15 protein-coding genes are annotated in these 20,898 nt (G+C 57.7%); 10 read left to right on the top strand and 5 right to left on the bottom strand.

The genetic code is table 11. The features are described 5' to 3' along the window. Positions 1 to 165: 165 nt before the first annotated feature. Positions 166 to 1,755, bottom strand: coding sequence for an EAL domain-containing protein (locus FS690_RS16080; protein WP_104086030.1), 1,590 nt, complete (start codon positions 1,753 to 1,755; stop codon positions 166 to 168). A gap of 251 nt (positions 1,756 to 2,006) precedes the next feature. Continuing rightward, positions 2,007 to 3,074 carry an AI-2E family transporter gene (locus tag FS690_RS16075; protein WP_104086007.1) on the bottom strand — a complete coding sequence of 356 codons (1,068 nt, stop codon included), beginning with the start codon at positions 3,072 to 3,074 and terminating at the stop codon, positions 2,007 to 2,009. 204 nt (positions 3,075 to 3,278) lie between these two features. Here FS690_RS16075 and FS690_RS16070 point away from each other — a divergent pair, with 204 nt between their 5' ends. The 3 genes from FS690_RS16070 (at position 3,279) to iolB (ending at position 7,237) form a co-directional block, all read left to right on the top strand. Beyond that, positions 3,279 to 4,487, top strand: a complete 1,209-nt coding sequence (locus FS690_RS16070; protein ID WP_108570176.1) for an MFS transporter — start codon at positions 3,279 to 3,281, stop codon at positions 4,485 to 4,487. Positions 4,488 to 4,892: 405 nt separating this feature from the next. Further along, positions 4,893 to 6,398: a CoA-acylating methylmalonate-semialdehyde dehydrogenase gene (locus FS690_RS16065; protein WP_104086009.1), complete on the top strand. Its 1,506-nt coding sequence runs from the start codon at positions 4,893 to 4,895 to the stop codon at positions 6,396 to 6,398. Between the two features lie 20 nt (positions 6,399 to 6,418). Continuing rightward, positions 6,419 to 7,237, top strand: a complete 819-nt coding sequence (iolB, locus tag FS690_RS16060; protein WP_108570177.1) for a 5-deoxy-glucuronate isomerase — start codon at positions 6,419 to 6,421, stop codon at positions 7,235 to 7,237. 57 nt (positions 7,238 to 7,294) lie between these two features. Here the strand turns inward: iolB and FS690_RS16055 are convergent, their stop codons facing one another. After that, positions 7,295 to 8,140: a MurR/RpiR family transcriptional regulator gene (locus FS690_RS16055; protein ID WP_039380996.1), complete on the bottom strand. Its 846-nt coding sequence runs from the start codon at positions 8,138 to 8,140 to the stop codon at positions 7,295 to 7,297. Positions 8,141 to 8,402: 262 nt separating this feature from the next. Further along, the gene (iolC, locus tag FS690_RS16050) at positions 8,403 to 10,316 is read right to left on the bottom strand and encodes a 5-dehydro-2-deoxygluconokinase (RefSeq protein ID WP_071669278.1); all 1,914 of its coding nucleotides are present in this window, start codon (positions 10,314 to 10,316) and stop codon (positions 8,403 to 8,405) included. 537 nt (positions 10,317 to 10,853) lie between these two features. Between iolC and iolD the strand changes: the two genes are divergently transcribed. From iolD to iolE, 3 genes are read left to right on the top strand one after another with little or no spacing between them, the layout of a single operon-like run. After that, entirely contained in the window at positions 10,854 to 12,788 is a 1,935-nt protein-coding gene (iolD, locus tag FS690_RS16045) for a 3D-(3,5/4)-trihydroxycyclohexane-1,2-dione acylhydrolase (decyclizing) (RefSeq protein ID WP_039380990.1), read from the top strand. A 59-nt stretch (positions 12,789 to 12,847) separates the two neighbouring features. After that, on the top strand, positions 12,848 to 13,861 hold the full coding sequence (locus FS690_RS16040; RefSeq protein ID WP_039380988.1) for a Gfo/Idh/MocA family protein: 1,014 nt from the start codon (positions 12,848 to 12,850) through the stop codon (positions 13,859 to 13,861). A 59-nt stretch (positions 13,862 to 13,920) separates the two neighbouring features. Next, positions 13,921 to 14,817 carry a myo-inosose-2 dehydratase gene (iolE, locus tag FS690_RS16035; RefSeq protein ID WP_094111187.1) on the top strand — a complete coding sequence of 299 codons (897 nt, stop codon included), beginning with the start codon at positions 13,921 to 13,923 and terminating at the stop codon, positions 14,815 to 14,817. Between the two features lie 144 nt (positions 14,818 to 14,961). On the opposite strand, the gene glpD is transcribed toward iolE, so the two are convergent. After that, complete coding sequence (glpD, locus tag FS690_RS16030; protein ID WP_039380983.1) at positions 14,962 to 16,470, bottom strand: glycerol-3-phosphate dehydrogenase; 1,509 nt, start codon at positions 16,468 to 16,470, stop codon at positions 14,962 to 14,964. Between the two features lie 228 nt (positions 16,471 to 16,698). Between glpD and glpE the strand changes: the two genes are divergently transcribed. From glpE to malQ, 4 genes are all read left to right on the top strand, one after another. Next, positions 16,699 to 17,025, top strand: coding sequence for a thiosulfate sulfurtransferase GlpE (gene glpE / locus FS690_RS16020; RefSeq protein WP_039380980.1), 327 nt, complete (start codon positions 16,699 to 16,701; stop codon positions 17,023 to 17,025). 28 nt (positions 17,026 to 17,053) lie between these two features. Next, entirely contained in the window at positions 17,054 to 17,884 is an 831-nt protein-coding gene (gene glpG / locus FS690_RS16015; protein WP_039385660.1) for a rhomboid family intramembrane serine protease GlpG, read from the top strand. Between the two features lie 32 nt (positions 17,885 to 17,916). Next, complete coding sequence (locus tag FS690_RS16010; protein WP_039380978.1) at positions 17,917 to 18,675, top strand: DeoR/GlpR family transcriptional regulator; 759 nt, start codon at positions 17,917 to 17,919, stop codon at positions 18,673 to 18,675. A 132-nt stretch (positions 18,676 to 18,807) separates the two neighbouring features. After that, positions 18,808 to 20,862, top strand: a complete 2,055-nt coding sequence (gene malQ / locus FS690_RS16005) for a 4-alpha-glucanotransferase (RefSeq protein WP_039380975.1) — start codon at positions 18,808 to 18,810, stop codon at positions 20,860 to 20,862. The last annotated feature ends 36 nt before the right edge of the window (positions 20,863 to 20,898 follow it).

Genomic DNA, 20,898 nt, shown 5'->3' with positions numbered 1-20,898 from the left:
ATTGCGAACCGCGACAGAGTATACCGTTTTTATGTGATATTTGTCATGTTTTAGCCAGTAAGTGGTTACTTTTTAGCTAATTATATGGTCGTAAAGCGGTGTCAGAGGGGTAAAAATATTTTACTTTTTTGACATAACCCGCATGTCATGCGGGCTGTGATGAGGTCAGTGCGATGCAGAGACAATACCGCTCAGCGGCTGGCTGCCATGCTCTTCCAGCCAGCGCAGAAAGGTCTGACTGGCGACAGGACGGGCATAATAATAGCCCTGAATAAACGTGACCTGACGCTGCTGCAGATAGGCGAGCTGCAGCGCGGTTTCCACCCCTTCGCCCAGCACCTCCAGCTTCAGCTTATGGCAGAGAGTGATAATCGCATCCAGCACCGGCGTTTCGATCTCCAGCCCCTCAATAGCGTTGATAAAGCCGCGATCGATCTTCAGGTAGTCGAGCGGGAAGGTCATCAAATAGGAGAGGGAGCAGTGGCCGGTGCCGAAATCGTCGATGGCGACTTTCATGCCCTGCGCCTGCAGAAAGCGCAGCTTGCGCGCCACCGCTTCGCCATCCTGAATCAGGCTGCGCTCGGTAAGTTCAAGCGTGAGCAGCATCTGCTTGTCGCGGATAGCGTGCGCAAATTGCATGATATCCTCAGTAAATTCTGCATGTTGCAGATGATCTGCCGCCAGATTAAACCCGAGGTGAAAACCTGGCATCACCGGCCAGCGGGCGATATCTTCACTCATCAGTTCCAGCAGATGGCGGGTGAGATCGACAATCATCCCCTCTGACTCCGCATGCGTAATAAAAATATCGGGTCGTACCATCTCCCCATCGGGGAGCTGCCAGCGCAGCAGCGCTTCTGCGCCTGAGCAGCGCGCCAGGGTGTTGCTGTACACCGGCTGATAGTGAACCGAGAACTGACGATTACGCATGGCGCGGCGGATTTCATCGGCCCAGGAGATACGCCGGCGCAGCCAGTTTGCCGTCAGTATCATCAGCATGATTGAGAAGATTGAGGCCATCGGCAGGAAGATAAACAGCGCCTGTCGCCAGGCGGCGATCAGCTCTGCCGGCGGCACGGTTACGCTGACGCGAATAGGGTAACGCGGCGATTCACTCTGAAACAGAGTGCTCTGCATATAGTGTTCAGCTGGCGTTTTAGAGTTGCCGCTGGCGATAATTGCGCCTTCGCTGAACTGCAGGCTCATCTGATAGCCGCGGGACTCTCCCATGGCATGCATAAAGTCCATCAGATACTGGCCATCAATAACGGCCCAGAAGCCGCTGCTGTCCGGTAGCTGACGCACGAAAATCACCGCCGGACGATGCGGTACGCCCGAGGTGCCGGGCAGTGAGAGGCTCCAGACGGCTTTATCCGTCACCGGCAGCGGACGCATTATCATCGATTCAAGCGCGCCGTGATTAACGCCGTAAGCGGAGGAGCAGGTGATGTTATCGCCCTGCAGCATCCCCACCGAACGAAAGTAGGCGTTAAGCGTGCCGATGCGCTGCAGATGCTTTTCGATATCGCTGCAGGTCTGATGCTGGTATTGCTGCAGTTCGGCGATCATACCCCAGGCGTTGTCGCTCATTTTCTCCGCCTGAGCCAGCAGAATATTAGCTGTTGCCACCTGCTGCTGCCTGACCATATGGCGCGCTTCAATCGCCGTACAGACGATGCCCAGCACCAGCGGCAGCAGTCCGGCGCAGACAATATAGAGCCAGCCAAAATCACGACGTTTTTTACGCAGAGGCACCAGACTCTCCTCGGTGGGGTTAGGCATTCATCAGCCGCGCCAGCAGCATAGCATCTTCTTTACGCTCTGCAGGGCTGTGAATCGTCTGCGATGCCACCCGCTGGCGTTAACGATCGCTGCCCGTTGCGCTTATCGCCCGCTTTTTCCCGCTCAATTTGCGTTTATCCAGCGGATAAATCGTGGTTTTGCGGTTAAAAGCAGCGATAAAGAGGTATTAATCGCTAAAAGCAAAACGGTGACGAGGCCGGATGCTATTTGATCTGCCGCTGCGGCTCGCGTCGCTTCAGGCGCGGCCTGCCGGTGCCAAGCATGATCGCCAGCCGGCTGCCGCCCGGCGTGGTTTCCATCAGAATTTTTGTGACGCTGGTCAGCGGCACCGACAGCAGCATGCCGACCGGCCCCAGCAGCCAGCCCCAGAAAATCAGCGACAGAAAAACCACCAGCGTAGAGAGGCCCAGCCCGCGGCCCATAAGACGCGGTTCCAGCATATTGCCAAATACCATATGGATTGCGCTGAACAAAAACGCGACCAGCATCGCATCGTAAATATCATTCAGCACCAGCGCCTGAATAAACGGCGGGATACCGGCGATAATCGGGCCGATATTAGGGATAAAATTGAGTATAAACGCCACCACGCCCCAGAAGAGCGCAAACTTCACGTCCAGCAGCAGCAGAACCAGCCATACAGAAAATCCGGTTATCAGGCTTACCAGCGTTTTCAGAGCCAGATAGTGGGTGACGCCTTTTAGCGCTTTATGCAGGCCCGCAATACGGATCTGCGGGTTTGTCAGGGCGTTGCGCATTTTATAAGGCAGGTGGTGCACTTCAAACAGCATAAACACCACCGTCAGGATCAGCAGCACAATATTGGTCATCGCGCCGGAAAACTGCGCCAGTACCGTGGTTGCCATGTTCATGATCAGATTCGGGTCAAAGTGCTGCGCCAGCGTTTCGGTTGAAATATTAATATGAAAACCCGCCGCCAGATGCTGGATGACCATCAGCTTCTGCTCCAGCATGGTGCGGATCTGCGGATAGGTATCGCTGAATTCACCGACTGAGCTTGCCAGCACGGCGACCAGCAGCAGCATCATAATAAAGATCACGGTAATCACCAGTGAGATAGCGACGCCGCGGCGTAGCCCGCGACGCATCAGCGTGCTGACCAGCGGGTTCAGCACGATGGCCAGAAAACTGGCGAGCAGAAAGGGGACGAGTATGTCTGACGCGGCGCGGATGCCTGCCAGAATAATGACTAACATCGCCAGCTTGACCAGAATGTTCTGGCCAATTCTCTCCTGTGGCTTTTCGTTCATTGCTGCTCCTGCGGGGAATTTTTCTGATCCAAGTGTAGCTGAAGGCGGGTAAGAGATTGTTTATACACGCGCAGGCAGGGCAGACGCCAGGGCACAGCGCCAGAAACAGGAGCGCGATCCAGGGCGTTCAGCAGATGCATACCCTCTGAAAAGGCGTATAGTTAATTTTCTGTTATCAAATGCCTGTCGTGAGCGCGTTTATCTATGCCTGACCTGCCTGCTGCTGCGGAACAGAGCCGTCTCCGGCTGAATCTGCAGATTCTCTCTATTGTGAAGTTTAATTTCGCCACCTATCTGACTATCGGGCTGCCGCTGGCGGTGCTGCCGGGGTTCGTCCATGACAATCTGGGGTATAGCGCGTTCTGGGCCGGGGTGGTGATCAGCCTGCAGTATATCGCTACGCTTCTCAGCCGGCCCTATGCCGGACGCTTTGCCGATAGCTGGGGACCCAAGCGCGTGGTGGTGCTGGGGCTGGCAGGCAGCCTGCTGAGCGGACTCTGTATGCTCTTCTCCGCCCTGACACAGCAGCAGGCGCTACTCAGCCTGACGCTGCTCTGCCTGGGGCGCATTATTCTCGGCGTCGGTCAGAGCTTTTGCGGCACCGGGACGTCGCTGTGGGGCGTGGCGAAAGCGGGTTCTCTGCATATCGGGCGCGTTATCTCCTGGAACGGCATTGTCACCTACGGCGCCATGGCGCTGGGTGCGCCGCTGGGCGTTGCGCTGTTTCGCAGCGGCGGGCTGCTGCAGCTCTCAGGGGTAATTGTGGCCATCAGCCTGCTGGCGATGGTGCTGGCGCTGCCGCGTGCGGCGGTTAAAGGCAGTAAAGCGCGCCCGCTGCCGTTCCGTGCGGTCCTGGGAAAAATATATGGCTATGGCGTGCTGCTGGCGATGGGGTCGGCCGGATTTGGCGTGATTGCGACCTTTATTACCCTGTTCTACCGCGAACGTGGCTGGGAAGGGGCGGCGTTTGCCCTGACGCTGTTCAGCAGTGCGTTCGTGGGCATGCGCCTGCTGTTTCCGGATGCGATTAACAAATGGGGCGGGCTGCGCGTCGCCAGCGTCTGCTTTGCCATTGAGGCAGCGGGCCTGTTTCTGGTCGCAGGTGCGGCCGATCCGTGGATGGCGAAGCTGGGGGCTTTTCTGACCGGCGCCGGCTTTTCTCTGGTATTTCCGGCTATCGGCGTCGTCGCGGTCAAAGCGGTGCCGCAGCAGAATCAGGGCAGTGCGCTGGCAACCTATACCGCTTTTATGGATCTGGCGCTGGGCATTACGGGACCCCTTGCTGGCCTGATCATGAGCTATGCCGGCGTGTCGCAGGTCTATCTGCTGACGGCGCTGCTGGTCTGCGTCGCGCTGGGCTGCACGCTCTATATGCTGAAATCCCGCCAGCCGGACAGCGCGGAGACGCCATAAAAAAAAGGCCCCGACCGGGGCCAGCAACGGCAAAAGTATCCCTGAGGGACACAGATAAGGATCGCTGAGCACCTCGTGCAGGCAGAGATACTGATGGAAAGCAGGAGAACATTTGTTTCAAAATAAGTAAATAATGAAATGTAAAACAGTAGATCCGCTTCGCAAAAATGCGCCGTTAACATTATCTGCAGTAACCAAAACGTTGGCTGATGAGAGTGATCAGCGCCCCGTCAGCCAGAAAAAATGCGATCCAGCCCGCTAAAAGAAAATCTTCCAAAAAAGATTATTTGAAAAATTTATTTCATTGTAATAGCTTCATAGCACGCTTTTCATCTCACCTGCCCGGGTAGCCTGACGCTAACCCTTTGCTGCCTGCAGGGCCCTTTACATCAATGAGGCATCGACATGACTATTATTGGAAACTTTATCGGTGGCAGCATCACGCACAGCGCCAGTAATGAAACCATTCCGGTTTACGATCCGGCAACCGGCAAAGTGGTGCGTGAGCTGACGCAAAGCACCGCTGCAGAAGTAGAGCAGGCGATTGCGGTAGCGCACGCTGCCTTTCCGGAATGGTCGAAAACCGCGCCGCTGCGTCGTGCGCGCGTCATGTTTAATTTCAAAGCGCTGATGGAAAAGCACCGTGATGAGCTGGCAGCCCTGATCGTCTCAGAACATGGCAAGGTCTGGTCAGATGCGCTCGGTGAGCTGACGCGCGGTATTGAGGTGATTGAGTTTGCCTGCGGCATTCCGCACCTGCTGAAAGGCGAAAACTCGCCGGGCGTAGGCACCGGCGTTGACAGCTACTCATTGATGCAACCGGTGGGCGTGGTGGCAGGCATTACGCCATTTAACTTCCCGGCGATGGTGCCGCTCTGGATGTTCCCGATCGCACTGGCGTGCGGAAATACCTTTATTCTCAAACCACCGGCTCTGGATCCGTCCGCATCGGTGCGTATGGCGGAGCTGCTGAAAGAAGCGGGCCTGCCGGATGGCGTATTTAACGTTGTGCACTCATCTAATGATGATGCAGAACAGCTGTATAAAGATCCGCGCATCGCGGCCGTCAGCTTTGTCGGCTCGTCCGGCGTTGCGGAGCACATCTATAAAACGGCCAGCGCGCACGGCAAACGCGTACAGGCGTTTGGCGCGGCGAAAAACCACGCTATCGTCATGCCGGATGCCGATCTGGATGCCACCGTCAATGCTATCATGGGTGGTGCGTTTGGCTCAGCGGGCGAGCGCTGCATGGCGCTGCCGGTAGTGGTTGCCGTCGGCGATGATACTGCGGACAAACTGATCGCCCGCCTGACGCCGCTGATCAAAGCGCTGCGCGTGGGGCCAGGCATGCAGCAGGGCGCGGAAGAGAATGAGATGGGTCCGGTGGTCTCTGCCGCTCATCAGAAAAAAGTGCTCGGCTACATCGATAAAGGTGAGCAGGAGGGAGCGAAGCTGGTGGTCGATGGCCGCACTATCCGGGTCGCGGGCCATGAAGAGGGCTACTATGTAGGCGGCACGCTGTTCGATAATGTCACCTCCGATATGGTGATCTGGCGTGAGGAGATCTTTGGCCCGGTGCTGAGCATTATGCGCGCCAGCGACTTCAGCAGCGCGCTGCAGCTGGTTAACAGCCATGAGTTTGGTAACGGCAGCGCCATCTTTACCAGCAATGGCCACACCGCGCGCGAGTTTATTCAGAACGTCGAGGCGGGCATGGTGGGCGTAAACGTTCCGGTGCCGGTTCCTATGGCGTTCCACAGCTTTGGCGGCTGGAAACGTTCCGTGTTTGGTGCGCTGAATGTGCACGGCCCGGATGGCGTACGTTTCTATACGCGGATGAAAACTGCCACCGTACGCTGGCCCAGCGGCCAGCAGACCGTATCGGAATTCAGTATGCCTACGCTGGGTTGAGGCGGTCACAGGAGGAAAGCATGTCCCTGATTTCAAAAGCACAGCAGCCTGACAGCAGCGGTCGTATTCAGCACGTCACGCCGCAGAGCGCAGGCTGGGAATATGTTGGCTTTGCGGCTTACCTGCTAAAGCAGGGCGAGACGCTGACGCTGCAGAGCGGTGAGAAAGAGCTCTGCCTGGTGCTGGTCGCCGGGCGGGCGTCGGTTAAAACCCGTCACGCTGCCTTTGCCGGTATTGGCAAGCGCATGTCGCCGTTTGAGCGGACTCCCCCGTGGTCAGTCTATGTGCCGCACCACGATCAGGCGGAGATCACCGCAGAAACCGATCTTGAGCTGGCCGTATGCAGCGCGCCGGGACATGGCGACCTGCCGGCCCGGCTCATCCCGCCGGAAGACGTGGGCATTGAGCATCGCGGCAAAGGACGTAACCAGCGTCTGGTGCATAATATTCTGCCGGATAACAAAGCGGCGGACAGCCTGCTGGTGGTGGAGGTTTATACCGGTGAAGGAGCGACCAGCTCCTGGCCAAGCCATAAGCATGATGATAAAGCGAGCCCGGATGAGACCTATCTGGAGGAGACCTATTACCATCGCTTTGATCCGGAACCCGGTTTTGCTATGCAGCGGGTCTATACCGACGATCGCTCGCTGGATGTTTGTATGGCGCCCGGCAATCGCGATGTGGTCATGGTGCCACGCGGTTACCACCCGGTCGCCACGCTGGCGGGCTATGACAACTACTATCTCAACGTGATGGCGGGACCGGTACGGCAGTGGAAATTTACCTGGGAGAAAGATCACGCCTGGGTAAACAGCGATAGCTATCCACGCAGCCGCTGAGTCGCGGTATGGAGGGTAAAAGGGCAGCCAGTGCGCTGCCCTTTTTTATGGGTGCAGTTATTCCGGCTCGCTGCTGTTAGTCAGCGCCAGCGACACGGCCAGCGTCTGCGCCAGGCAGAGTGAAGCAACCTGAGAACGGAATCCATCGACCTGCGCTTCACGAACCACAAAACAGACGTCGCTGAAGGCGGCCAGCGGGCTGACCTGACTGTCGGTGATAGCGATCTGATGCGCGCCGCGTCGGGCGCCCAGCTCGACCAGCTCAACGGCTTCGCGGGCGTAGGGCGAGTAGCTGATAGCGATCACCACATCTTTGGGATTCACCATGCTCAGCTGCTCGGCAAACATGCCGCCGAGACCGTCAATCAGGAACGCGCGGCGCTCAAGGTGACGCAGCGCATACACCAGATAAGAAGCCACACTGAAGGAGCGGCGCAGGCCAATAATGTAGATATTCTCCGCCTCATTCAGCATCTGTACCGCTTTGTTGAGCTGTTCAGGGTTTATCTGCATCGCCAGCTGCTGCAGCGCCTGACTGTTAACCATGGTGAAGACGTTGAGGATCTCCATCGGGCTTTCCGGCGAGCTGGCGCTGTCATCGGTGGCCGTCTGGCGAAACAGGCGCGCGCGCTCGGTATAATTAACGGTCTCTTCCATCAGATGCTGACGAAACACCTGTTTCATTTCATTGAAGCCGCTGAAGCCAAAAGCGTTGGCAAAACGGATCAGCGTGGAGGGCGGTACATCAGCCTGCTGAGCGATAGAGGCGACGGTATCAAAAGCGATGCTGTTGCTGTTATCGAGAATATAACGAGCCACCTGCTTCAGACGCTTGCTCAGCGTCTCGTAGCGACGACGGATATCGTCCTGTAGCAGAGTGAGCTGGGTTGGATTATTGGTCATTGCTTCGGCCCGTTAACAAAAGAAAAATGGCTGGATAATGAGCGCTATAGTACCAGATGGATGGAAAATTTCATTCAATTGTCATCAGCAGCGCATCTATTTCATTGGATTATGCAATACCTCACAAAACCGCGTGGCGGCAGTACGGTTTGCGGTGAAGTTATCGGAGGCCGGAAAGAGAGAGGCAGGGGAAAGAGCTAAAGCAGAGGGTTGCACCCTCTCCGCCAGGGGAGAGGGTGTGCGGAAACAATGCCCGCCGGACCTAACCGCGCGCCGCGCGCCAGTAGCCAATCAGGCGCAGATAGTTGCCTTTTACCGTCTCAATCAGCGTCTGGTCATCCAGCTCGCCTTTCAGCCACTGACGTGAAGGCTGACCAAAGATGGTGCGCCCGACGGCAAATCCTTTTACCCACTCCGCCTGCGCCGCCGCGGCAAAGCCCGCCTTGAGCTTATCTTCCGGCGCGTCCAGGCCAAGCAGCAGTATGCCGCGACAGTACGGATCCTGCTGTTCAATCAGCGCACCTATCGCCTGCCAGCTCTCTGCAGAGAGCGGCGGCAGTTTCCACCAGTCGGGCTGAATGCCGAGGCTGTAGAAGTGGCTCAGCATCTCATGATAGTAAGACTCGTTGTGATCCGGATTGCTCTCCGGCAGGATCACCTCTACCAGCAGCTCATGCCCGCTCTTGTTACAACCGCGCCAGACATCCAGCAGCAGCGCATCCTGCTCATCGCGCAGCTCAGCGCTGTCGTGCGGATGGTAAAACACCAGGCACTTCACCACGTGCTCCGCCGGCCAGTCGATCAGCTGCGAGCCGATATTGCCATGCTCCAGGCGCAGCGGCCGCGATCCGGGCTGCTCAATCGGACGACCAATCCACCACTTTTTGCCGGTGATGGCGTTCAGCGCTTTCTGCCCGTAGGTGGTATCGGCCAGAATGCCGCTCTTTTCATTCAGGCCTGCTTCTGCCGCCGCCTCCTGCGCCGCCTGCAGCAGCAGCAGTTTCAACTGCGGAATGCGCGTCTCGCTGACGCCTGCTTCCTGCGCCATATCGGCCAGCTGTTTACGGTGGTCAAAGGCGAACACATTCAGCTCCGGCCACTGCTGCCGGCGCGTGGTGACCCGGTGCAGGTGAGTAAGGCGCGTATCGCGATCTGGTCGTTTAACCTCACGGTCGCGGCTGAGGAAATCATCCAGCTCCGCTTTAGTAGGCATTGCCGGCGCGCAGCCGTGCCGCGACACCACCAGCGCACCACAGGCATTCGCGTAGCGACACGCCTGCTCCCAGCTCTCATCGTTCAGCCAGCCGCGCAGCAGACCGGACATAAATGCATCGCCCGCACCCAGTACGTTCAGCACTTCAACCTGCACGCCGCTCTGCAGCCGGGTCTGTTCCCAGCTGTCCGGAATATCGCCCTCAAACACCACGCAGCCCAGCGGCCCGCGCTTGCACACCAGCGTGGCCTGGCTTGCCTGGCGCACATTTTTCAGCGCCGTCAGCGTATCGGTACTGCCGCCGGCAATGTGAAACTCCTCTTCGGTGCCGACGATAAGATCAAAATAGTGCAGCACTTCCTGCAGCTGGCGGGTTACCTGGCCCGATTCAATAAAGCGCGTCTCACCGTCGCCCAGTGAGGTCAGGCCCCACAATACCGGCCGATAGTCGATATCCAGCGCGGTACGCAGCCCGTTGCGGCGGGCAATATCCAGCGCTTTCAGCACGGCGGCGCGGGTATCCGGATGGGAAAGGTGCGTGCCGGTAATCGCGACCGCGCGTGAAGAGGTAATGAACGCCTCCTCAATATCATCCGGCACCAGTCCCATATCCGCGCAGTTATCGCGATAGAAGATCAGCGGAAAGGTCTCTTCATCTTTAATGCCGAGGATCACCAGTCCGGTCAGACGCGTTTTATCGGTGATCAGGCCGTCAGTGTTACAGCCGACGCGCTGCAGCTCTTCACGTAAAAAACGGCCGTTATGTTCATCGCCGACGCGCGCCAGCATCGCAGATTTCAGCCCCTGGATGGCTGTGCCATACGCCACGTTGCCTGAGGATCCACCCAGATATTTATTAAAGCTGGTCATATCCTCTAAGCGCGAACCGATTTGCTGACCATAGAGATCAACGGCGATGCGTCCGATACAAATCACATCAAGCCGCTTCTGTTGTGTACTCATACCTATAGTTTCCTTCTGTGATAAGCAGGCACGAACATCATCACCCGTGTCGGGTGCGCTGCTGTCGGGTTCTCAGAATGCCTGACTGGCTGGAAAATCAGTATGAGGAATGAATATTTCATAAACAACATAAAATGAAACATACATCTTTATTTTGTGAGCCAGGTAAAATTACCGCTCTGCGCAACAGAGCAGGGGTAACGTCGTAAACAGGCGCGGCATCTCCGGGCTGTGAAGCCGATCGCAGGAAATATCAGGTAAATAGCAGAAGCTCTTTGGGTGAAACAAAAGTTCACAACCGCGCCACGCTTTCTGGCTTCGTTCCACTTTAGCCACGCAGAAACGGCTGCTCAGCCACTTTACTGTGCTGAATTTGATCTCCATCGCAAAATGAAATGTTTCTTCTGTAATTGTATTTTATGGAAAAAATATTTGTTTATAATCGCCGCATGTTTCACTTATGCGCGGGGCAGCCAGACAGCCTGCTCCGGGTCGCGAGGCTCCTCTGCGGATGCCGGCAAGTAAAGGAAAAGAGATATGGGCACGATCAGACTGACAACGGCACAGGCGCTGGTGAAGTTTCTCGATAATCAATATCTGAATGTCGATGGCGCAGAGAGCAAGTTTGTGAAAGGCGTGTTCGCCATTTTCGGCCACGGTAACGTACTCGGTATGGGTCAGGCGCTGGAGCAGGATAGCGGCGATCTGATTGTGTATCAGGGACGCAACGAGCAGGGTATGGCGCATGCTGCGACCGGCTTTGCCAAACAGTCGCTGCGCCGTCAGATTATCGCCTGTACCTCGTCGGTAGGCCCGGGCGCGGCCAACATGATTACCGCTGCGGCAACCGCCACGGCCAACCGTATTCCGCTGCTGCTGCTCCCCGGCGATGTGTTTGCGACCCGTCAGCCCGATCCGGTGCTGCAGCAGATTGAGCAGAGCCACGATTTAAGTATCAGTACCAATGATGCTTTCCGCGCCGTCAGCAAATACTGGGATCGCATCAGCCGCCCGGAGCAGCTGATGTCCGCCTGTATTAACGCCATGCGCGTGCTGACCGATCCCGCCGAAACCGGTGCAGTGACGCTCGCCCTGCCGCAGGATGTACAGGGCGAAGCGTGGGATTTCCCGGACTACTTCTTTCAGAAGCGCGTGCATCGGCTCGATCGCCGCCTTCCTTCTCCTGCGCAGCTTGAGGCTGCGCTGGCGCTGATTGCGCGCAAGCACAAGCCGCTGATTGTCGTGGGCGGTGGCGTCAAATACTCCGGAGCGGGCGAGGCGCTGCTGAAATTTGCTGAGCGCTTCGCGATTCCGTTCGCGGAAACGCAGGCGGGCAAAGGCACGCTGAGTTCCGAACATCCGCTGAACCTGGGGGGCGTGGGGGAAACCGGCTCTCTGGCCGCTAACCTGCTGGCGAAAGAGGCCGATCTGGTTATCGGTATCGGCACCCGCTATACCGACTTCACCACCGCGTCAAAATGGATTTTCCGCCATCCGGAGGTCAGCTTCCTTAATCTTAACGTCAGCAACTTCGACAGCTACAAGCTCGATGGCGTGCAGCTGCTCGCCGATGCGCGCGAAGGGCTGACCGCGCTGGCGCAGCAGCTGCAGGGCTTTGAAAGCCACTGGGGCGATCAGATAGAAGAGGCGCAGCGTCAGCTGCGGCAGGAGACGCAGCGCGTCTATGCTGCTACCTGGAACAGCGATGATTTCGTTCCGGAAATTGCTGACCATATCGATCGCGACGCGCTGTTTGCCGAATTTCAGCGTCTTACTCAATCCGTGCTGACGCAGAGTAGCGTGCTCGGCACGCTGAACGAGCAGCTGCCGGATGACGCGGTCATTGTGGCCGCAGCGGGCAGCCTGCCGGGCGACCTGCAGCGCGTCTGGCGCACCCGCAGTTACAACGACTATCACGTGGAGTATGGCTACTCCTGCATGGGTTATGAAGTCAACGCCGCGCTGGGGGCAAAGCTGGCCCAGCCGCAGCGTGAGGTCTATGCCATGGTCGGTGATGGCTCTTTCATGATGCTGCACTCAGAGCTGGTGACGTCGATTCAGGAGGGCGCGAAGATCAACGTCATCCTGCTGGATAACATGACCAACGGCTGCATTAACAACCTGCAGATGGAACACGGTATGGACAGCTTTACGACCGAATTCCGCTTCCGTAATCCGGAAGGGGGGCGGCTCGATGGCGGCTTTGTGCCGGTGGACTTTGCGGCCATTGCCGCCGGGTACGGCTGCAAAACCTACCGCGTCACCACGCTTGAGCAGCTGAAGGCGGCGCTGGCCGACGCACAGCAGCAAAGCGTCTCCACCCTGATTGATATCAAAGTGCTGCCAAAAACCATGGTGCACAAATATTTCAGCTGGTGGAACGTTGGCGTGGCGCAAACCTCTGAATCTGAGCGTACGCAGCAGGTCGCTGACAAGCTGAATCAGCACATTCAGCAGGCACGTAAATATTAACGCTTCTGGCCGGCGCAGATCGGCCGTCTTATCTCTTATCTGACTCTACAGGTGTAATCATGACGCTCAAACTCGGGGTAATCGGGACCGGTGCAATTGGTCAGGAGCATATCCGTCGCTGTAACAACGTACTGCAGGGCGCAAAAGTGGTGGCGGTTTCCGACATCAACGTTGAGGGGGCCCGGGCGGCGCTGCAGCGGCTGAATATCAGCGCGGAGGTTTATCAGGATGGTCATCAGGTGATCGCCTCGCCGGAGGTTGACGCCATTCTGGTGACCTCCTGGGACCCGACGCATGAAGAGTTTACCCTGGCGGCTATCGCTGCCGGCAAGCCGGTATTCTGTGAAAAGCCGCTGGCGATGAGTGCGGAAGGCTGCCGCCGTATTGTGGATGCGGAAATTCAGCATGGCAAACGGCTGGTGCAGGTGGGCTTTATGCGCCCGTATGACGCGGGCTACCGCGCCCTGAAAAAAGTGATTACTGAAGGTGAAATTGGCGAACCGCTGATGCTGCACTGTGCGCACCGTAATCAGAGCGTGGGTGAGAACTACACCACCGACATGGCCATCACCAACACGCTGATCCACGAGCTGGATGTGCTGCGCTGGCTGACGGAGGATGACTATAAATCGGTGCAGGTGGTCTTTCCGCGCGTCACGTCAAAATCGCATGCGCAGCTGAAAGATCCGCAGATTGTGCTGTTTGAAACGCAGAAAGGGATCCGCATCGATGTGGAGATCTTCGTGAACTGCGCCTATGGCTACGATATCCAGTGTGAAGTGGTGGGAGAAGAGGGCATCGCCCGTCTGCCAGAACCGTCGGCGATCCAGACGCGTAAAAATGCGCGCCTCGGTACGCCGCTGCTGACCGACTGGAAAGATCGCTTTATCGACGCCTATGACGTCGAGCTGCAGGCGTTTATCAACGATGTTAAAGCCGGTGAGCTTACCGGACCTTCCGCATGGGATGGCTTTGCCGCTTCAGTAGCAGCTGACGCCTGCCTGAAGGCGCAGAACAGCGGCGCGATTGAGCCGGTTGAAATGCCACCGCGTCCGGCATTCTACAGCAAATAACCTGCTACTTTTTTTGCGGCGGCGCGGCTGCTCCGCCGCCCTGATTCCGGGATCTGAAGATGAACAAAGAGAATGTAAAGCTGGCGATAGCGCCGATCGGCTGGACCAATGACGACATGCCCGATCTGGGCAAAGAGAACACATTCCAGCAGACGGTCAGTGAAATGGCGCTGGCCGGTTTTACCGGCAGCGAAGTCGGCAGTAAATACCCGCGCGATCCGGCGATTCTGAAACCGATGCTCGATATCCGCGGCATTGAGATCTGCAACGCGTGGTTCAGCACCTTTTTTGCTAACGGCGATAAGGCGAAGACCATCGATGAGTTCATCAACCATATGAACTTCCTGCATGCGATGGGCGCGCGCGTTATCGGCTGTTCAGAGCAGAGCAAAAGTATTCAGGGTACCACGCTGGCCGTGTTTGAGCAGAAACCGGTGTTCAGTGACGAAGAGTGGCGCCTGACGGCGGAAGGCTATAACGAACTGGCGCAGCTTGCCGCAGAAAAGGGCATGCGCGTGACGCTGCACCACCATATGGGAACCGGGATCCAGACGCCGGAAGAGATTGACCGTTTTATGGCGCTGACCCACGACAGCGTAGGCCTGCTCTATGATACCGGCCATATTTACTACTCTGAAGGATCGCAGCAGGCGATGCTGGACGTACTGACCACGCATCTGCCGCGTATTTTCCACGTGCATCTGAAAGATGTGCGCGACGAAGTGGTGGCTGAAGTGCGCGGGAAATCCCTGTCGTTTCTTGATGGCGTGAAGAAAGGCACCTTCACCGTGCCGGGAGATGGTGCGATCGATTTCGCGCCGGTGTTTAAAATTCTCGACGAGGCAGGCTATAAAGGCTGGATGGTGGTAGAGGCGGAGCAGGATCCGGCTATCGCCAACCCGTTTGAATATGCGGTAAAAGCGCGCAAATATATCCGCGAACACGCCGGACTCTGATTGCTGCTCTGTGCCAGCGCCGCTGCCGCTTCTGTGGGGCAGCGGCGCTGTTCTGTTATCCCTGCACGCTCTTCCTGAATCGGTTATCCGGCGACATAAAAAACCCCGCAGCGGGTGCGGGGTCGGTAAAGCGGATAACAGGCCTTACGATGCGAGCGAAAGCGCCGGCTTCTGGCTGTTGCGCGCCAGCCACTCGCTGATGCGCGCCTGCTGGGCCGTGTTCAGCCACATACCCTGCTTGGTACGGCGCCAGATAGCATCATCCAGTTCACGTACCCACTCGTTTTTGACCAGATAACGCAGTTCAGCTTCATAGAACTCATGACCAAAATTCTCGCCCAGATCGGTCAGGCTGGTGGCACCCTCAAGCAGCATTTCGGTGCGACTGCCGTAGGTGCGGGCATAGTGCCGCGCCATGTTTTCGCTGATAAAGGGATAGCGGCGACGCAGACCGGCAGCGTAGTCCTCACGCGTACCGGAGAAATCACCACCCGGCAGCACGGCATTTTTTGTCCAGGCCGGGCCGGCGTTCGGGTAGTACTTCGCCAGTTTCTCCATCGCATGCTCTGCCAGCTTGCGATAGGTAGTCAGCTTGCCGCCAAACACCGACAGCAGCGGCGCCCCGCCGTTATCATCACGCACGTCCAGCGTATAGTCACGGGTGATCGCCTGCGGTGAATCTGACTCATCATCACACAGCGGACGCACGCCGGAGTAGCTCCAGACGATATCATCTGAGGTCAGCTGCTTTTTGAAGTGCGCGTTAAACACCTTCAGCAGATAGCGCGTCTCTTCCTCATCAATTTTAACGTTTTTCGGATCGCCTTTGTACTCAACGTCGGTGGTACCGATGATAGAGAACTCATCCATCCACGGAATAACAAACACGATACGGTTATCTTCGTTCTGCAGAATATAAGCCTGCTTTTCAGTGTGCACGCGCGGCACCACGATATGGCTGCCTTTAATAAGGCGAATGCCATAAGGGGATTTCAGCTTCAGGCCGTCGTCAAACAGCTGTTTAACCCACGGGCCGGCCGCATTAACCAGGCCTTTAGCGCGCCAGGTCAGGATTTTGCCGGTATCGACCTCTTCTGCCTCAACCATCCACATGCCGCCTTCACGCCATGCGCGGTTAACGCGGGTGCGGGTGCGCACTTCGCCACCTTTACGCTCAACTTCCTGCGCGTTCAGCACCACCATGCGGGCATCATCCACCCAGCAGTCGGAATATTCAAAACCGCGCGTAATTTCCGGCTTCAGCGCCGACTCCGCGCCAAAGCGCAGACCTTTACTGCCCGGCAGCGTAGTGCGCTTGCCGAGGCGGTCATACATAAACAGACCCATACGGATCATCCACGCCGGACGCAGGTGCGGGCGGTGCGGCAGGCGGAAGCGCATCGGGAAAGCGATATGCGGCGCCATTTTTAACAGCACTTCACGCTCGGCCAGCGCTTCGCCAACCAGACGAAACTCGTAGTGTTCAAGGTAGCGCAGGCCGCCGTGAATCAGTTTGGAACTGGCGGAGGAGGTGGCACACGCCAGATCCCGCGCCTCCAGCATCAGCACAGACAGTCCGCGTCCTGCAGCGTCCACTGCAATGCCGGCTCCGTTGATGCCGCCGCCGATCACGATCAGGTCTTTGGTTTCCACGTCATCTCCTCCGATGTTCGGAATAGTTCTAAAATGTTCGTTTTCGAGCGTAATAATAATCGGAAACCAACATTTTCGCCAGTCTTTAACGCAATAAAAACATTCCTGCGTGATGCAGCTAACATTCCGGCAGGAAAAAAAACAGATAACCCTTTTCTTTATCAGGTTATGGCACCTGTTTCTCAGGGTAAACTAGGCGCAAACAGAACAGCGAAATGAGAGATAACGATGGAAACCTTCGAGTGTATTAACGTTCAGCAGGCAAACACGCAGCTGGCGCAGGGCGCGCAGTTAGTCGATATTCGCGATCCACAGAGTTTCGCCCTGGGACATGCCGCTGGCGCGCAGCATCTCTCCAATGACAACCTGGCGGACTTTATCGCGCAGGCGCGCCGCGATCTGCCGGTGCTGGTGATGTGTTATCACGGCAACAGCAGCAAAGGCGCCGCGCAGTTTCTGCTGGGGCAGGGTTTCAGTGAGGTGTACAGCATTGATGGCGGGTTTGACGCCTGGCGTGCAGCGTTTCCTGCGCAGACCGCGACCGGTAGTCTCTGACCCGCCACCTTAAGGAGAGCGCAGCATGATGCGTATTACCCGGTTCAGCCACGCCCGCACCGCGCAGGCGTTTGTGGATTATATGGCGACGCGCGGTGTGACGCTGCGCATAGAGCAGGAAAGTCACTTCGTGATCGTGCTGGATGATGAGAGCCAGCTGCAGATGGTCGAAAACGAACTTGCGCAATTCGTTCGCGACCCTAATCACCCGCGCTATCAGGCGGCCAGCTGGCGCAGCGGCAGTACCCGCAGCGGGCTGCACTATGAGCGCAGCAACGTCTGGGCCACGATTCGCGAACGCGCCGGACCGCTGACGCTTTCGGTGATGGCGCTCTGCGTCGCGGTGTTTATTCTGATGCAGATTGCGGGTGATGATGTCGCGCTGGCCTGGCTGGGCTGGCCGGCTGACGCCTCGCAATATTTTCAGGTCTGGCGCTGGTTCAGCCATGCGCTGCTGCACTTTTCGCTGCTGCATATCCTGTTTAATCTGATGTGGTGGTGGTATCTCGGCGGAGCGGTCGAGAAGCGACTCGGCAGCGGCAAGCTGTTTGTGATTATGCTGATCTCTGCGCTGCTCAGCGGCTGGATGCAGGCCAAATTCAGCGGCGTGCTGTTTGGCGGTCTCTCGGGTGTGGTCTATGCGCTGATGGGTTATTGCTGGCTGCGCGGCGAGCGCGATCCCGAAAGCGGTATTTATCTGGAGCGCGGACTGATTGGTTTCGCTATTGTATGGCTGGTGATTGGCTGGTACGGCGCATTTGGTCTGGCAATTGCTAATGCCGCGCACGTGACCGGCCTGCTGGTCGGGCTGGCTATGGCGTTTGTGGATACGCGCCACGCTGCCCGTCATCAGAGATAAAAAGAACACGGCTGCAAGCCGAGGAGAGAGATGTGAAGCAGACGCAACGTCATGACGCCATTATCGATCTGGTCCGGCGTCAGGGGTATGTCAGTACGGAAGAGCTGGTTGAGCATTTTGCGGTCAGTCCGCAGACCATCCGCCGGGATTTAAACGATCTGGCCGATCAGAATAAAATTCAGCGCCATCACGGCGGCGCGGCGCTGCCCTCCAGTTCGGAAAATACCGCCTGGCAGGATCGTAAAATGATGTGGTCGGCAGAAAAGGCACGCATCGCCGCGCGCGTGGCCAGTCAGATCCCGGATGGCGCAACGCTGTTTATTGATATCGGTACTACACCCGAAGCGGTTGCCCATGCGCTGCTGAACCATAACGATCTGCGGATTGTCACGAACAACCTTAACGTTGCCATTCTGCTGATGGGCAAGCCCGATTTCCGGGTGATCATCGCCGGCGGAGAAGTGCGCACGCGTGACGGCGGGATCATGGGCGAAGCCACGCTCGACTTTATCTCGCAGTTCCGCCTCGACTACGGCATTCTCGGTATCAGCGGCATCGATATGGATGGCTCGCTGCTGGAGTTTGACTACCATGAAGTCCGGACCAAACGAGCCATCATCGACAATTCGCGCTGCGTAATGCTGGTTGTGGATCACTCAAAGTTCGGGCGTAACGCTATGGTCAATCTGGGCAATATGGGACTGATTGATTACATGTTTACCGATCAGAAGCCTCCCGCCAGCGTGCTTAAAGTAATTGAGCAGCATGAGGTCCATCTCGAACTCTGCTGATCCTGCGCCGGGCCACGCGCCCGGCAGCTATTTTTTCCCTCTCCCTTCCGATCCGGTCGCTTTTTTCACCAGGCGCGACTTTACTTATCCTTTTGATCTCTATCCGCCAGCCCGGACGCGAAAGGAGCGTTGATGTCTCTCAATAAACTGGATCAGGCCGCAGAAGCGGCGGGAATTGCCTTGCGTTTTGTGAATGCCAGAGGGGAAAAGGAAACCATCAGCGATGAGACCAAAGAGGCGCTGCTGGCGGTAATGGAGGCGCCGGCAGGTAAAGCGCCGCCGGTGCCGCCGGTGCAGGTCTTTGTGGCACGCGCCCGGCGCGAGCTTGCGGTGGGTGGCAAAGGTGAATTTACCTGGCAGCTGACCACTGAGCAGGGCAAAAGCCACAGCGGCACGGTACAGGGTGGCGAGATGCTGACGCTGCCGCCGCGTCTGACGCAGGGCTATCATCAGCTCAGCCTGCGTAAAGGGCGTCAGGAGTGGCAGTCGCGCCTGATTATTGCGCCGCGTCGCTGCTACCTGCCTGAACCGCTGGCACAGGGAGAAAAACGCTGGGGTGCGCTGGTGCAGCTCTATACGCTGCGCTCAGAGCAGAACTGGGGTATCGGTGACTTTGGCGATTTAAAACGGATGCTGGAGCAGGTAGCGGCGCACGGCGGCGACTTTATTGGCCTTAACCCGCTGCATGCGCTCTATCCGGCTCAGCCCGATCTCGCCAGCCCCTACAGCCCGGCGTCGCGCCGCTGGCTGAATATTCTCTATATTGACGTCAGCCAGGTGGCAGCATTTCAGCAGAGCGCCGCGGCACAGCGCTGGTGGAAGAGTGCGAAAACCCGCAAGGCGCTGGAGAAGGCGCGCGCGGTGGAGGCAGTTGACTATGCGGCAGTGGCGGCACTCAAGCTGGAGGCGCTGCGTCTGGCCTGGCAGCAGTATCAGCCGCAGGCGGCAGAGGAAGCGGATTACCAGGCGTTTCTGACGGCGGGCGGCGACGCGTTGCGTTATCAGGCCGCGTTTGATGGCATTCTGGCTGAGCGCAGCGGGCAGGATGAGCAGGGGTGGGGCTGGGAAACCTGGCCGGAGGGTTTACGCAGTGCCGCGCAGCCGGAAGTCCAGGCCTGGTGCGCGCAGCATGAAGAGGAGATTGGCTTCTGGAGCTGGCTGCAGTGGCTGGCGCATCAGCAGTTCAGTGACTGCTGGCAGCGCAGTCAGGAGCTGGGTATGGCGGTGGGGCTTTACCGCGACCTGGCGGTAGGTGTGGCTGAACATAGTGCCGAAACCTGGCAGGATCCGCAGCTATATAAACTTGGCGCTTCGGTCGGCGCGCCGCCCGATCCGCTGGGACCGCTGGGACAAAACTGGGGGCTGCCGCCGCTCGATCCGCACGTGCTGCGCGCGCGTGGCTATCAGCCGTTTATCGACCTGCTGCGCGCGAATATGCGCGACTGCGGCGCGCTGCGCATCGACCATGTGATGTCGCTGCTGCGACTGTGGTGGATCCCGCATGGGGAAGGTGCGGATAAAGGCGCCTACGTCTCCTATCCGGTAGAGGATCTGCTGGCGGTTCTGGCGCTGGAGAGCCAGCGGATGCGCTGCATGGTGATTGGCGAAGATCTCGGCACCGTGCCGCAGGAAATTGTCAAACTGCTGCGCGACAGCGGGGTTTTCTCCTGGAAAGTACTGTTCTTCGAGCAGGAAAAAGAGGGGCGCTATCGCCTGCCCGACAGCTATCCGCCGCAGTCCATCGCCAGTGCCAGCACGCACGATCTGCCGACGCTGAGCGGCTTCTGGCAGGCGGAGGATCTGGCACTGGGCGAGAAGCTGGGTATGTATAAAGGCAGTACGCTGCAGTCGCTGCAGGCGCAGCGCGTGGAACAGAAACAGGCGCTGCTGGATGCGCTGCATCAGGCCGGGGCCATGCCGGCGCGCAGTGCAAAGCAGGCGGAAAAACAGGCGCTGACGCCAGCCTTTAATCAGGCTATCCATCGCTTTCTGGCGCTTACCCGCAGCACGCTGCTGGGCCTGCAGCCGGAGGACTGGATGGGCATGACAACGCCGGTTAACGTGCCGGGCACAACAGATGAGTATCCTAACTGGCGACGCAAGTGGAGCTTTACGCTGGAAGAGGCGTTTGCGGATAAGGGCGTGAAGAAACTGCTGAAAACGGTAAGCGAGGCGCGTAAAGCGTAGTAAAACCGCGGCAGCGCAGGGCGCTGCCGCATAAAC

Origin of the sequence: Pantoea sp. PSNIH1 (assembly GCF_007680655.1) — a bacterium.
GTDB lineage: Bacteria > Pseudomonadota > Gammaproteobacteria > Enterobacterales > Enterobacteriaceae > Pantoea > Pantoea eucrina.
Note: the sequence above shows the minus strand (reverse complement) of the source record. Positions and strands in the feature narration are given on the sequence as shown.